A 13405-nucleotide genomic window follows, 5' to 3' on the forward strand; every position below is an offset into this window, starting at 1 on the left:
ATCACCGTAGAAGCCGGGCCGGGGCGGCGGCCATGGGCTCAGGCGGAGGCCGGAGGGTATGCCTGGCCCTACCCCAGGTCTAGGCCCCGCCGCACTGCGCCGACCCGCCCCCACTCGGTTTCGTGGAAGCGACACCGACACCAGGGGGAACCCATGACACACGATGCCATCCGGCTGGACTCCGTCACCAGGGCGTACGGACCCGTGACCGCGCTCGACGACGTCACCTTGGCATTCCCCGCCGGGAGCTTCACCGCCGTCATGGGCCCCTCCGGCTCCGGCAAGTCGACCCTGCTCCAGTGCGCCGCCGGCCTGGACCGGCCCACCTCCGGCTCGGTCACGGTCGCCGGTAGGGAACTGACCGGACTGAGCGAGCGGCGGCTGACCCTGCTGCGCCGCGAGCGCGTCGGGTTCGTCTTCCAGGCGTTCAACCTGCTGCCCGCGCTGACCGCCGAACAGAACGTCGCCCTGCCTCTGCGCCTGGCCGGCCGGCGCGTCCCGAAGGCCCGGGTGCGCCAGGCGCTCCAGCAGGTCGGTCTCGCCGAACGGGCCCGGCACAGACCCGGGCAGCTGTCCGGCGGACAGCAGCAACGCGTCGCCCTGGCCCGTGCGTTGATCACCCGCCCGGACGTGCTGTTCGCCGACGAACCGACCGGCGCCCTGGACACGCGGGCCGGCCACGAGGTGCTCGGGCTGCTGCGCGGCATGGTCGACCGCGAGGGCCAGACGGTCGTCATGGTCACGCACGATCCGGTGGCCGCCGCCCACGCCGACCGCGTGCTGTTCCTCGTCGACGGCCGCGTCCACGGGGAGTTGACCGCTCCGAGCGCCGACGCCGTCGCCGCGCGCATGACCCGACTGGAGACCGTGCCGTGCTGAGCGTCGCCCTGCGCACCCTGCGCACCCGCTGGGTTACCTTCACCGGCAGCTTCGTCGCGCTCTGTCTGGGCGTGGCACTGCTGACCGTGACGGGCCTGGCCCTGGCCTCGTCGGCCACCGCCCCGGAGCGCGCCCCCGAACGCTTCGCGGCGGCGCCGGTGGTCGTCAAGAGCCAGGACACGCTGCGCGTACCGACCCCGATCGGCGACCGCGAGTCCCGGCTCGCCCACCCGCGCCCGGTCCCCGCCGCGACCCTCGCCGACTTGCGGGAGCTGGGCCCGGTCGTGGCGGACAGGTCCTTCACCGTCCGCGCCACGAAAGCCACGGACGCCCCCGCGGACCTGGTCGGCCACCCCTGGTCCACCGCCGCGTTCGCCCCCTACGACCTCGCCACCGGACGGGCCCCCCGCACCGCCGACGAGGTCGCCGTCACCGGCGACTGGACGCGCCCGGGCCGGCAGCTCCACACCGACCGGGGCCCGCTACGCGTCGTCGGCACGCTCACCTCACGCGGCTTCGAGAACGCCGTGTTCTTCACCGACGCCCGCGCGGCGCAGCTGTCCCCCTCGGTCACCCAGCTGGCTGTCGAGGCCGATCCGGCAGCCGTACGGGAGGCGGTGGGCGGCAGCGCCCAGGTCCTCACCGGGAACGCCCGCCGGCTCGCCGACGCCGACCCCGGCCGGGACAGCGAGGCGCTCACGGCGATGAACTCCCTGTTCGGCACCGCCGGCGGCGTCACCGCCTTCGTGTCGGTCTTCGTCGTGGCGTCGACCTTCGCCTTCGCGGTCGCCCAGCGGCGCCGGGAGTTCGCCCTGCTGCGCACCGCCGGGGCCACCCCGGGCCAGATCCGCCGGAGCGTCCTCGCCGAGGCCCTCGCCGTCGGCGTCCTCGCCTCGGCCACCGGCTGCGCCCTCGGCTCCCACGCGGCGCCCCGCCTGGCGTCCTGGGTCGTCGACAACGGCCTCGCCCCGGCCTGGTTCACCATCGGCGACCACACCTGGCCGTACCACGCGGCCTTCTGGACCGGCTTGCTCGTCGCGCTGTGCGGAGCGACCGCGGCGTCCTGGCGGGCCGGCCGCACCGGCCCCACCGAGGCACTGCGCGAGGCCTCGGCGGAAAGCAGGACGCTCACCCGGGGCCGCCTGCTGTACGGCACGGCCCTGCTGCTGACGGCCGCGGTCACCCTGGTCCTGTCCCTGGCCGGGGACCCGGCCGACCTGCTGCACCGCAAGTCCTACATCAGCCGCCCGATGCTGCTGATCACCGCGGCCTCCCTGCTCTCCCCACTCGTGCTGCGCCCCCTGATCCGGCTGCTGACGCGGCTGCCGGGTGCCTGCGCCATGCTGGTCCGCGAGAACACCGCCGCCGGGATGCGCCGTACCGCCGCGCTCGCGGCCCCCGTCCTGGTCACCGTCGCCCTCGCGGGTTCCCTGCTCGGCGCGACCGCGACCCTGAACCGGGCGAAGACCACCGAGACGAGCGAGCGCACCACCGCCGCCTTCGTCCTGACCCCGCCCGCCGGCACCGGCTTCGACGAGGCCGCCCTGCGCCGACTGCGCGCCGTCCCGGGCGCCGAGATGTCGCCGACGTCGTCGACGGCCGTCCACGTCCTGGAGGACGACGTCGCCCTCGTCCGCTCCGAGGCCCGCGCCGCCACCCCCGGCCCCCTCGCGGCCACCACCCGCCTCCCGCTGGCCGCCGGCGAGGTGAGCGGCCTCGACGACGACTCGATCATCGTCAACGAGGAGTGGCAGCGGCACCGGGTGGGCGACCGGGTCCGCGTCTGGCTCGGCGACGGAACGCCGCGCACCCTGCGGATCGCCGCGGTGATGACCACCGGCACCGGCGACAACGGCGTCTACGTCACCCCTCGCAACGCCCCCGGCGCCACCGTCGACCGGATCGACGTGGCCCTGAGCGACGACGCCGACCCGACCGCCGTCGCCACCGCCCTGCGCAGGGCACTCGGCCCCGGGAACGGACAGGTCCTCACCCGCGACGCGTGGATCCGGGCCACCCACCCCGAGACGAACCGCACCACCCGCCTCGGCCTCCTGCTGGTCCTCGGCATCGCGCTCCTCTACACGGGCATCTCCGTGGCCAACACCATGGTCATGGCGACGTCCGACCGGGCCCGCGACCTGGCCGTCCTGCGGCTGGCCGGAGCCACCCGGTGGCAGGTCCTGCGGCTGACCGGCGCCGAGGCCCTGACGGTCGTGGCGGCCGGCGCCCTCCTCGGCCTCCTGGTCGCCGCCCTCAACCTGGCCGGCATGGCCGGCGCCCTCGCCCTGCTGTCGGCCCCGGTCACGATCGAGCTCCCGTGGCAGGCCCTCGGCACGACCACAGCCGTCTGCGCCCTCCTCGCCACGACCAGCGCACTCGCCCCGGCCGCCCTCACCCTGCGCCGCCGTCCGGCGGAACTGGCGGGCGTACGGGAGTGACAGGCCCGGGGACGCCGAGGCCGGTCCATCTCATGATGAAACCGATAGTCTGGCAGCCGTGAAACGGACCTCGTTCGACACCTGGCCCTGCTCCATCGCCCGCACCGCCGACATCCTGGGCGACGCCTGGAGCCTGCTGGTGCTGCGCGAGGTCTTCTACGGCGAATCCCGCTTCGACGGCTTCATCGGCTCGCTCGGCATCGCCCGCAACACCCTCACCGACCGGCTGCGGCGCCTGGAGGCCGAGGGCCTGCTGCGGCGGCAGGCCTACCAGAGCGACCCGGTCCGCCACGAGTACCTGCTGACGGACAAGGGCCGCGACTTCTTCGGTGTGCTCGCCGCGATCAACGCCTGGGGCGACCGCTGGCTGGCCGGCGACGAGGGCGCCCCGGTGGTCCTGCACCACACGCCCTGCGACCACGACACCGAGGCCCGGGTCGTCTGCTCTTCCTGCGGCGAGCAACTGCGCCACCAGGACATGACCGCCCGCACCGGCCCCGGCTACCCGGCCCGCCTCCTCGACGACCCCGCCGTACGGGAACGCTTCGCCCCCGGCCGATCGCTGGGGGACGCCCGAGCCGGCCAGGCCTGAGAGCTTCCTCACACCAGCGCAACCCCAGGTGCCGCGAGACAACCATCACATCCGCAGACACGAGAAACGGGCGGCATCTGATCGATGCCGCCCGTTCCGACGGTGCGCGAGGGGGGAGTTGAACCCCCACGCCCTTGCGGGCACTGGAACCTGAATCCAGCGCGTCTGCCTATTCCGCCACCCGCGCATTGGGTGTGTCGTGGGCTCCTGCCCCTAGGGGCCCGGCGCCTTCCGACACCCAGAACATTAGCACGCGGGGCGGGGTGGATTCACATCCCTTCTTCCGCAGGCAGACCCGCCTCCGAGCCTTCGGTGTCCTGGCCACGTATCAACGCGTAGCGCTGCACGTATCAACCTCGTACCGGTACCCCCCGTCTCCCCAGCAGGGGGTCGGGGTCCACAGTCGGGTGCGGGACACTGGTCTCCGGCCGCCTCTACGATCCTTGTCAGGAGTACGCGAGAGCGGTTGCGCGGCAGCCGTACCACCGGAGGAGTTCGAAGGGGAGCTCCACAGGGAACTTCGTCATGCGTCGACATCCGTCGGCCGTGCTGACAGGGGGAACCAGCCGATCGAGCGGCGCGTGGATACGATCAGTAAGCAGTACCAGGCAAGCGGCCCGCAGGGCAGTACACAGGACGGCAGCGACGGAGGAGGTGCCCCATGGGAGTCCTGAAGAAGTTCGAGCAGCGTCTCGAAGGTCTGGTCAACGGCACCTTCGCCAAGGTGTTCAAGTCCGAGGTCCAGCCCGTGGAGATCGCCGGCGCGCTCCAGCGCGAGTGTGACAACAACGCCACCATCTGGAACCGCGACCGCACGGTCGTACCCAACGACTTCATCGTGGAGCTGAGCACGCCGGACTTCGAGCGGCTCAGCCCCTACTCCGGCCAGCTCGGTGACGAGCTGGCCGGCATGGTGCGTGACTACGCCAAGCAGCAGCGCTACACCTTCATGGGCCCGATCAAGGTGCACCTGGAGAAGGCGGAGGACCTGGACACCGGCCTGTACCGGGTGCGCAGCCGTACGCTCGCCTCCTCCAGCAGCCAGCAGGCCCCGTCAGGCGCCGCCGCGCCCGCTGCCCCGCCCGCCGGACGCCCCGGCGGGTACGGCTACCCGCCGGCCGCCGCGCCCGCGGGCGCCCCGCCCATGCCGGCCGCGCCGCCGCCCGGCGGCCGCCCCGGCGGGTACGGCTACCCGCAGCCCGCGGGCGCCCAGCGACCCCCGGCCGCCCCGGCGGCCGGCGGACGCACCCGCCACTGGATCGAGATCAACGGCACGCGCCATCAGATCTCCCGCCCGACGCTGGTGCTGGGCCGCAGCACCGACGCCGACGTGCGGATCGACGACCCCGGCGTCTCCCGCCGGCACTGTGAGATCCGGACCGGAACGCCCTCGACGATCCAGGATCTCGGATCCACCAACGGCATCGTGGTGGACGGGCAGCACACCACCCGCGCTACGCTCCGCGACGGCTCGCGGATCGTCGTGGGCAGCACCACCATCATTTACCGGCAAGCCGAAGGGTGAAGCGGGGGCAATGTCAGAGCTGACCCTCACGGTCATGCGGCTGGGTTTCCTGGCCGTTCTGTGGCTGTTCGTGATCGTGGCCGTGCAGGTCATCCGGAGCGACCTGTTCGGTACGCGCGTCACCCAGCGCGGATCGCGCCGGGAGGCCGGCCGGCAGCAGCAGGCCGCCCGCCAGGCGCCGCCGCAGCAGCGCCAGCAGTCCGGCGGCGGCCGGCGCGGCCGTAACGCCCCCACCAAGCTGGTCGTGACCGAGGGCACCCTCACCGGCACCACGGTCGCGCTCCAGGGCCAGACCATCACCCTGGGCCGGGCGCACGACTCGACGATCGTGCTGGACGACGACTACGCCTCCAGCCGCCATGCCAGGATCTATCCGGACCGCGACGGCCAGTGGATCGTCGAGGACCTCGGCTCCACCAACGGCACGTACCTGGACCGGAACCGGCTGACGACTCCCACACCGATTGCGCTGGGCGCGCCGATCCGCATCGGCAAGACCGTCATCGAGCTGCGGAAGTAGTACGACAATGAGCGAGCGGAGCGAGCACGCAGTGGCGGGCCCCACCCCGGGCCCCGGCGCGCTCCCGACCGGAGGGTGGGCAGTGTGGCTCGACACGACCGGCTGTACCCGGAGCCGACAGGCGAGGTGCGCATGAGTCTGTCACTGCGCTTCGCGGCCGGATCGCACAAGGGGATGATCCGGGAGGGCAACGAGGACTCCGGATACGCCGGCCCGCGCCTGCTCGCCATCGCCGACGGCATGGGCGGCGCCGCGGCGGGCGAGGTCGCCTCCTCCGAGGCCATCTCCACGATCGTCGCGCTCGACGACGACGTCCCCGGCTCCGACATCCTCACCTCGCTCGGCACGGCCGTGCAGCGCGCCAACGACCAGCTGCGCTCGATGGTCGAGGAGGACCCCCAGCTGGAGGGCATGGGGACCACCCTCACCGCCCTGCTCTGGACCGGCCAGCGCCTCGGCCTGGTACACGTCGGCGACTCCCGCGCGTACCTCCTCCGCGACGGCGTCCTGACGCAGATCACACAGGACCACACCTGGGTGCAGCGCCTGGTCGACGAGGGCCGCATCACCGAGGAAGAGGCCACCACCCACCCGCAGCGCTCGCTCCTCATGCGCGCCCTCGGCAGCGGCGACCACGTCGAACCGGACCTGTCCATCCGCGAGGTCCGCGCCGGCGACCGCTACCTGATCTGCTCCGACGGCCTGTCCGGTGTGGTGTCCCACCAGACCCTGGAGGACACCCTCGCCAGCTACCAGGGCCCCCAGGAGACCGTCCAGAACCTGATCGAGCTGGCGCTGCGCGGCGGCGGCCCGGACAACATCACCGTCATCGTCGCCGACGTCCTCGACCTCGACACCGGTGACACCCTCGCGGGGCAGCTGTCCGACACCCCGGTCGTGGTCGGCGCCGTCGCCGAGAACCAGCACCAGTTGCAGGACAACTCCTTCATGCAGACCCCCGCCGGCCGTGCCTCCGGGCTCGGCCGCCAGGGGCACGGCCAGGGCGGCGGCGGCGAGTTCGGCCCGCCCGGCTCCGGCGACACCACCGGCTACATCCCGGCGGCCGGCCTGGGCTACGGCGACGACGACTTCGACAAGCCCCGCAAGAAGGGCCGCTGGCTGAAGAGATCCTTCTACGGCGCCCTCGCGCTGGCCGTCATCGGCGGCGGCCTGTACGGCGGCTGGCGCTGGACGCAGACGCAGTACTACGTCGGCGCCGAGGGCGAGCACGTCGCGCTGTACCGGGGCATCAGCCAGGACCTGGCGTGGGTGTCGCTCTCGAAGGTCGAGAAGGACCACCCCGAGATCGAACTCAAGTACCTGCCGCCCTACCAGCAGAAGCTGGTCGAGGCGACCATCGCCGAGGGCGGGCTGGAGAACGCCCAGGCGAAGATCCAGGAACTGTCGGTGCAGGCCTCCGCGTGCAAGAAGGAGGCGCAGCGGCGCCAAGCCGAGAGCCAGAACAACTCCAAGACCGGCGAAGGCGAGGCCGGGGGCACCACGGGAACCACTCCCGCCTCCTTCACGTCCAAGGCCACACCGACGCCGAACCCGTCGAACCCGTCGGGCTCGCCGTCGGCGCCTGAGAAGTCCCCGAACCCGTCCACGACCGCACCTACTCCCAGCCCCGGCCCCAGCCTCTCGGAGGAAGAGCAGAAGGTCGTCTCGCTGTGCGGTAAGCAGTAGGCAAGCCGTGAGAGGCCCTGTTACACGATGAGCGGTACGAACACATCGCCGACGCACCACACGTCCACGATCGGCGCGATCGGTGCGCCGAGCCGGCGCAACACCGAGCTGGCGCTACTGGCGTTCGCCGTGGTCATTCCGGTGTTCGCCTATGCCAACGTCGGGCTGGCCCTCAACGACACGGTGCCGCCGGGCCTGTTGAGTTACGGCCTCGGACTCGGCCTGCTGGCGGGCGTCGGCCATCTGGTCGTACGAAAGTTCGCGCCGTACGCGGACCCGCTGATGCTGCCGCTGGCGACGCTGCTGAACGGGCTCGGCCTGGTCGCCATCTGGCGTCTGGACCAGTCCAAGCGACTCAGCAACTACGCCGAAGCCGCACCGCGCCAGCTGCTGTACTCGGCGATGGGCGTCGCCCTGCTGGCGGTCGTACTGATCTTCCTCAAGGACCACCGCGTCCTGCAGCGCTACACCTACATCTCCATGGCCGGCGCGCTGTTCCTGCTGATCCTGCCGCTCGTGCCGGGACTCGGCGCGAACATCTACGGCGCCAAGATCTGGATCAAGATCCCCGGCCTCGGCACGCTCCAGCCCGGTGAGTTCGCCAAGATCGCCTTGGCGGTCTTCTTCGCCGGCTACCTCATGGTCAAGAGAGACGCCCTCGCCCTGGCCAGCCGCCGCTTCATGGGCCTGTACCTGCCGCGGGGCCGCGACCTGGGTCCGATCCTCGTCGTCTGGGTCATCTCGATCCTCATCCTGGTCTTCGAGACCGACCTCGGTACGTCACTGCTGTTCTTCGGAATGTTCGTCATCATGCTGTACGTCGCCACCGAGCGGACCAGCTGGATCGTCTTCGGTCTGCTGATGTCCGCGGTCGGCGCCGTCGGCGTGGCGAGCTTCGAGCCTCACATCCAGACTCGTGTGCAGGCCTGGCTCGACCCGATGCGCGAGTTCGAACTCTCCCGCGCCGGTGTCCAGGACGGCGTCGTCCACTCCGAGCAGGCCATGCAGGCCCTGTGGGCCTTCGGCTCCGGCGGCACGCTCGGCACCGGTCTCGGGCAGGGCAACTCCGACCTCATCGGCTTCGCCGCCAACTCCGACTTCATCCTCGCCACCTTCGGCGAGGAGCTGGGCCTGGCGGGCGTCATGGCGATCCTGCTGCTCTACGGCCTGATCGTCGAGCGGGGCGTACGCACCGCACTCGCGGCCCGCGACCCGTTCGGCAAGCTGCTGGCCGTCGGCCTGTCCGGCGCCTTCGCCCTCCAGGTCTTCGTCGTGGCCGGCGGTGTGATGGGCCTCATCCCGCTGACCGGTATGACGCTGCCGTTCGTGGCCTACGGCGGTTCCTCCGTGATCGCCAACTGGGCCCTGATCGGCATCCTGCTGCGCATCAGCGACACCGCACGCCGCCCGGCGCCGGCCCCGGCCGGCAATCCCGACGCCGAGATGACTCAGGTGGTCCGCCCGTGAACAAGCCCCTGCGCCGGATCGCGGTCTTCTGCGGTCTGCTCGTCCTGGCACTGCTCATCCGCGACAACTGGATCCAGTACGTCCAGGCCGACGAGCTCAGGACCGACAAGAACAACCGCCGCGTCACCATCGAGCGTTACGCCTCCCCGCGCGGCGACATCATCGTCGACGGCAAGCCGATCACCGGTTCCGCCGAGACGTCGGGCAGCGACTACAAGTTCAAGCGCACCTACAAGGACGGCCCGATGTGGGCGCCGGTCACCGGCTACGCCTCGCAGGCCTTCGGCGCCACCCAGCTGGAGTCCATCGAGGACGGCATCCTCACCGGCAACGACGACCGGCTCTTCTTCCGCAACACCCTCGACATGCTCACCGGCAAGAAGCAGGAGGGCGGCAACGTCGTCACGACGCTGAACTCCGCCGCGCAGAAGGCCGCCTACAACGGCCTGAAGAAGCAGGGGGGCAAGGGCGCCGTCGTCGCCCTGGAGCCGTCCACCGGCAAGATCCTGTCCCTGGCCTCCTACCCGTCGTACGACCCGTCGTCCTTCGCCGGGAACTCCACGACGACGGACACCGACGCCTGGCAGAAGCTCCAGAAGAAGAACAACCCGAACGACCCGATGCTCAACCGGGCGCTGCGGGAGACCTATCCGCCCGGTTCCACCTTCAAGGTGGTCACCGCGGCCGCCGCCCTGGAGGACGGGCTCTACACGGAACCGAACGAGAAGACGGAGACACCGCTGCCCTGGACGATGCCGGGCACCACGACTCCGCTGAAGAACGAGGGCAACATCCCCTGCAAGAACGCGACCCTCCGGGTCGCCCTTCAGTACTCCTGCAACACCGTCTTCGGCAAGATCGGCTCGGACCTCGGCAACGACAAGATGCTGGACATGGCCAAGAAGTTCGGCTTCACCGAGGAGCAGTTCACGCCGGTCCGTTCCAACGCCTCGGTGTTCTCCGACGACATGAACCCGTCGGAGACCGCGCTGTCGTCGATCGGCCAGTTCAACACCGCCGCGACCCCGCTCCAGATGGCCATGGTGGCCTCGGCCGTCGCCAACGACGGCAAGCTGATGAAGCCGTACATGGTCGAGGAGCTCCAGGCGCGCAGCGTCGACACCATCGCGAGGACCGAGCCGGAGGAGCTCAGCCAGCCGCTGTCCCCGGAGAACGCCCAGAAGCTCCAGTCGATGATGGAGACGGTCGTCGACAAGGGCACGGGCTCCAACGCCAAGATCCCGGGCGTCACGGTGGGCGGCAAGACCGGTACCGCCCAGCACGGTGAGAACAACAGCGAGAACCCCTACGCGTGGTTCATCTCCTACGCCAAGGGCAGCGACGGCAGCACGCCGGTCGCCGTGGCGGTCGTGATCGAGGACGACAACGCCGTCCGTGACGACATCTCCGGCGGCGGCCTCGCGGCGCCGATCGCGAGGAACGTGATGGAGGCGGTCCTCAAGAGCAAGCAGTGACTCCGCTCACGTCTGCTTCACAACGGTGCACGTTGCGATACCGGTCCTGTATCGGCTGACGGGCTTGGCCAGGTCACACAAAGCGAGCCGGGTACGGTAGGCCCGGACGGCAGCCTCCGACCGTACAAGCTTCCGGTCGGGACCGACGGAGAGGGCTGGTAGGTAGCTATGGAAGAGCCGCGTCGCCTCGGCGGCCGGTACGAACTGGGCCAGGTGCTCGGGCGTGGTGGCATGGCGGAGGTCTACCTCGCGCATGACACCCGCCTCGGCCGCACCGTGGCGGTGAAGACGCTGCGCGCGGATCTCGCGCGTGACCCTTCCTTCCAGGCCCGGTTCCGCCGGGAGGCCCAGTCGGCCGCCTCGCTCAACCATCCCGCGATCGTCGCGGTCTACGACACGGGCGAGGACTACATCGACGGGGTCTCGATCCCGTACATCGTCATGGAGTACGTAGAAGGCTCGACGCTCCGCGAACTGCTCCACTCCGGCCGCAAGCTGCTGCCGGAGCGGTCGATGGAGATGACCATCGGCATCCTCCAGGGCCTGGAGTACGCCCACCGCAACGGCATCGTCCACCGCGACATCAAGCCCGCGAACGTCATGCTGACGCGCAACGGCCAGGTCAAGGTGATGGACTTCGGCATCGCCCGCGCCATGGGCGACTCGGGCATGACCATGACGCAGACCGCGGCGGTCATCGGCACGGCCCAGTACCTCTCGCCGGAGCAGGCGAAGGGCGAGCAGGTCGACGCCAGGTCGGACCTCTACTCGACCGGCTGTCTGCTCTACGAACTCCTGACGGTGAGGCCCCCCTTCGTCGGCGACTCGCCGGTCGCCGTGGCCTACCAGCACGTCCGGGAAGAGCCGCAGGCGCCGAGCGTCTTCGACCCCGAGATCACGCCCGAGACGGACGCCATCGTCCTGAAGGCGTTGGTCAAGGACCCCGACTACCGCTACCAGTCGGCCGACGAGATGCGCGCCGACATCGAGGCCTGCCTCGACGGCCAGCCGGTCGCGGCCACGGCGGCGATGGGCGCGGCGGGTTACGGCGGCTACCCCGACGACCAGCCGACGACAGCCCTGCGCGCGGACTCCGGCGCGGGCGCCACGTCGATGCTGCCCCCCATGAACCCGGACGACGGCGGCTACGGCTACGACGACCGCCCCGACCGGCGCCGCCAGCAGCAGCGCAAGTCCAACACCTCGACGATCCTGCTGGTCGTGGCCGGCATCCTCGTCCTGGTCGGGGCCATCCTGATCGGGCGGTGGGCGTTCAGCGGCAACGGCGTGGCCAACGACACGGTCGCCGTCCCCAACCTGGTCGGCCGGACACTGGACGACGCCAAGAGACTGGCGGTCAACGGCGACCTCAAGCTGAGTACGACCGAAAAGCCCTGCGAGAACCAGAGCAAGGGCAAGATCTGCGATCAGAACCCGGAGTTTCCGACCAAGGTCAAGAAGAACTCCACCGTCGAGGTCGTGGTGTCGACGGGCGCGCCGAAGGTGTCCGTCCCCAGCGTCACCGGCCTGAGTCTCGACGAGGCGAAGGAAAAGCTGGAGGACGGCAAGTACGAGCTCCAGGTCGAGACGGAGACCCGTACGTCCCCCGAGGACCCGGGCACCGTGCTCGAGCAGAACCCGACCACGGGCGAAGAGGTGGAGAAGGGTTCGACGATCACCCTGACCATCGCCAAGGCCGAGGAGAAGGCCACCGTGCCGGACGTCGTCGGCCAGACCTGTGACGCGGCGAAGTCCCAGATGGAGGCCAACGACCTGACCGGTCAGTGCACCGAGCAGGAGACCGACGACCCCAACCAGGTCGGCAAGGTCATCTCCACCACCCCGCAGGCCAATCAGCAGGTCGACAAGAACTCGTCGGTGCAGATCGTCGTCGGCAAGGCCAAGCAGCAGCAGAAGGCGAAGGTGCCGGAGGTCCGGCTGCGGACCCTGGGCCAGGCCAAGCAGATCCTCCAGCAGAACGGGTTCACCAACATCCAGGTGGCCGGAGCGCAGGACGACAATGCCGTGGTCACCCAGCAGGATCCGCAGCCGGGTACCGAGGTCGACAACCCGGGCGGTCAGGCCATCACGCTGACGACCGCCGGCGGTGGCGACAACGGCGGAGGCGACAACGGCGGAGGCAACGGCGGAGGCGGCATCTTCGGAGGCACCATCAGCCGCAACGAAGACGGCTGACTGGTCGCCTCTCGTACGGCGAGCGCCCCAGCACTCTCAGAGCGCTGGGGCGCTGTGCTGTCCTCGGAGCCGGGCAGCGGGGTGTCCGAACAGGCTGTTCGAGCCTCGGAGTTCGATGATCGGTTAAGATGCGTCTTGATCGCGTTTTGAACGCGACATGACCAATGGGGGACATCATCAAGAAGCGAATTCTGGCCGTCGTCGGCGCTGCCTGCGCCCTGACGTTCCTTGCCACGGGGACCGCGAACGCCGGGACCAACAGCGGCTTCGTCTACACGACGGACTGGGACCCGGGCGGCAAGGGCGCCTTCGGTCACGACGGGGACTGCCTCACGGTCTACGACGACCAGAGTGACGGTTACGCCGTCGAGATCCACCTCTTCAGGATGAGCGACTACAAGACGATCGCCGAACTGAGGACGACGCAGCCCGCCCAGTCGCACAAGTACCAGTGCTTCGGGAGCCAGGTGCCCGAGAACATCAAGGTCGGCGTGCGTGTCTCGCTCATCAAGAGCGGCGACAAGTTCAGCGGCTTCAAGCACGACCTCACCACCTGAGCCTCGGCGGAACGACGAGTGACGAGTGACCTAAGGGGGCCCTGCCCGCATGTCCTGCGGGCAGGGC

Annotated in this window: 10 protein-coding genes and 1 tRNA gene; 10 read left to right on the forward strand and 1 reads right to left on the reverse strand. The window is 70.4% G+C overall.

Going from position 1 to position 13405, the window contains the following annotated elements; genetic code table 11:
* The first annotated feature begins 153 nt into the window (after positions 1-153).
* Genes ABFX81_RS09760 through ABFX81_RS09770 form a run of 3 tightly spaced genes read left to right on the forward strand, consistent with a single transcriptional unit; the run spans position 154 to position 3912 of the window.
* Positions 154-879, forward strand: a complete 726-nt coding sequence (locus ABFX81_RS09760) for an ATP-binding cassette domain-containing protein (protein ID WP_086852259.1) — start codon at positions 154-156, stop codon at positions 877-879.
* On the forward strand, positions 873-3320 hold the full coding sequence (locus ABFX81_RS09765) for an FtsX-like permease family protein (protein ID WP_346137916.1): 2448 nt from the start codon (positions 873-875) through the stop codon (positions 3318-3320). Before ABFX81_RS09760 ends, ABFX81_RS09765 begins: the two co-directional genes overlap by 7 nt.
* Positions 3321-3378: 58 nt before the next feature.
* Positions 3379-3912: a winged helix-turn-helix transcriptional regulator gene (locus ABFX81_RS09770; RefSeq protein WP_086846283.1), complete on the forward strand. Its 534-nt coding sequence runs from the start codon at positions 3379-3381 to the stop codon at positions 3910-3912.
* Between the two features lie 103 nt (positions 3913-4015).
* On the opposite strand, the gene ABFX81_RS09775 is transcribed toward ABFX81_RS09770, so the two are convergent.
* Positions 4016-4099 (reverse strand) — tRNA-Leu (locus ABFX81_RS09775).
* Positions 4100-4573: 474 nt separating this feature from the next.
* Here ABFX81_RS09775 and ABFX81_RS09780 point away from each other — a divergent pair.
* The 7 genes from ABFX81_RS09780 to ABFX81_RS09810 all read left to right on the forward strand — a co-directional run bounded on the left by ABFX81_RS09780 (position 4574) and on the right by ABFX81_RS09810 (position 13338).
* Positions 4574-5437 (forward strand): FhaA domain-containing protein, encoded by an 864-nt coding sequence (locus tag ABFX81_RS09780; RefSeq protein ID WP_086846280.1) that lies wholly within the window; start codon positions 4574-4576, stop codon positions 5435-5437.
* A gap of 10 nt (positions 5438-5447) precedes the next feature.
* Positions 5448-5957 carry an FHA domain-containing protein FhaB/FipA gene (locus tag ABFX81_RS09785; RefSeq protein WP_020273104.1) on the forward strand — a complete coding sequence of 170 codons (510 nt, stop codon included), beginning with the start codon at positions 5448-5450 and terminating at the stop codon, positions 5955-5957.
* Positions 5958-6089: 132 nt separating this feature from the next.
* Positions 6090-7643: a Stp1/IreP family PP2C-type Ser/Thr phosphatase gene (locus tag ABFX81_RS09790; protein WP_346137917.1), complete on the forward strand. Its 1554-nt coding sequence runs from the start codon at positions 6090-6092 to the stop codon at positions 7641-7643.
* 27 nt (positions 7644-7670) lie between these two features.
* Entirely contained in the window at positions 7671-9110 is a 1440-nt protein-coding gene (locus ABFX81_RS09795) for an FtsW/RodA/SpoVE family cell cycle protein (RefSeq protein WP_086846276.1), read from the forward strand.
* A complete protein-coding gene (locus tag ABFX81_RS09800; RefSeq protein ID WP_086846274.1) occupies positions 9107-10585 on the forward strand; it encodes a penicillin-binding transpeptidase domain-containing protein in 1479 nt (492 codons plus the stop codon). The genes ABFX81_RS09795 and ABFX81_RS09800 overlap by 4 nt, the downstream gene beginning before the upstream one ends.
* A gap of 168 nt (positions 10586-10753) precedes the next feature.
* Entirely contained in the window at positions 10754-12781 is a 2028-nt protein-coding gene (gene pknB, locus ABFX81_RS09805) for a Stk1 family PASTA domain-containing Ser/Thr kinase (protein WP_086846272.1), read from the forward strand.
* A gap of 164 nt (positions 12782-12945) precedes the next feature.
* A complete protein-coding gene (locus tag ABFX81_RS09810; protein ID WP_086846269.1) occupies positions 12946-13338 on the forward strand; it encodes a hypothetical protein in 393 nt (130 codons plus the stop codon).
* Positions 13339-13405: the final 67 nt, after the last annotated feature.

Source organism: Streptomyces coeruleofuscus (assembly GCF_039532725.1).
Taxonomy (GTDB): domain Bacteria; phylum Actinomycetota; class Actinomycetes; order Streptomycetales; family Streptomycetaceae; genus Streptomyces; species Streptomyces coeruleofuscus.

Excerpts from the sequence above, each read along its gene's own strand:
- ABFX81_RS09760 (WP_086852259.1), top strand. The coding sequence starts at position 154 with ATGACACACGATGCCATCCGGCTGGACTCCGTCACCAGGGCGTACGGA.
- ABFX81_RS09780 (WP_086846280.1), top strand. The coding sequence starts at position 4,574 with ATGGGAGTCCTGAAGAAGTTCGAGCAGCGTCTCGAAGGTCTGGTCAAC.
- ABFX81_RS09785 (WP_020273104.1), top strand. The coding sequence starts at position 5,448 with ATGTCAGAGCTGACCCTCACGGTCATGCGGCTGGGTTTCCTGGCCGTT.
- ABFX81_RS09790 (WP_346137917.1), top strand. The coding sequence starts at position 6,090 with ATGAGTCTGTCACTGCGCTTCGCGGCCGGATCGCACAAGGGGATGATC.
- ABFX81_RS09795 (WP_086846276.1), top strand. The coding sequence starts at position 7,671 with ATGAGCGGTACGAACACATCGCCGACGCACCACACGTCCACGATCGGC.
- pknB (WP_086846272.1), top strand. The coding sequence starts at position 10,754 with ATGGAAGAGCCGCGTCGCCTCGGCGGCCGGTACGAACTGGGCCAGGTG.
- ABFX81_RS09810 (WP_086846269.1), top strand. The coding sequence starts at position 12,946 with ATGGGGGACATCATCAAGAAGCGAATTCTGGCCGTCGTCGGCGCTGCC.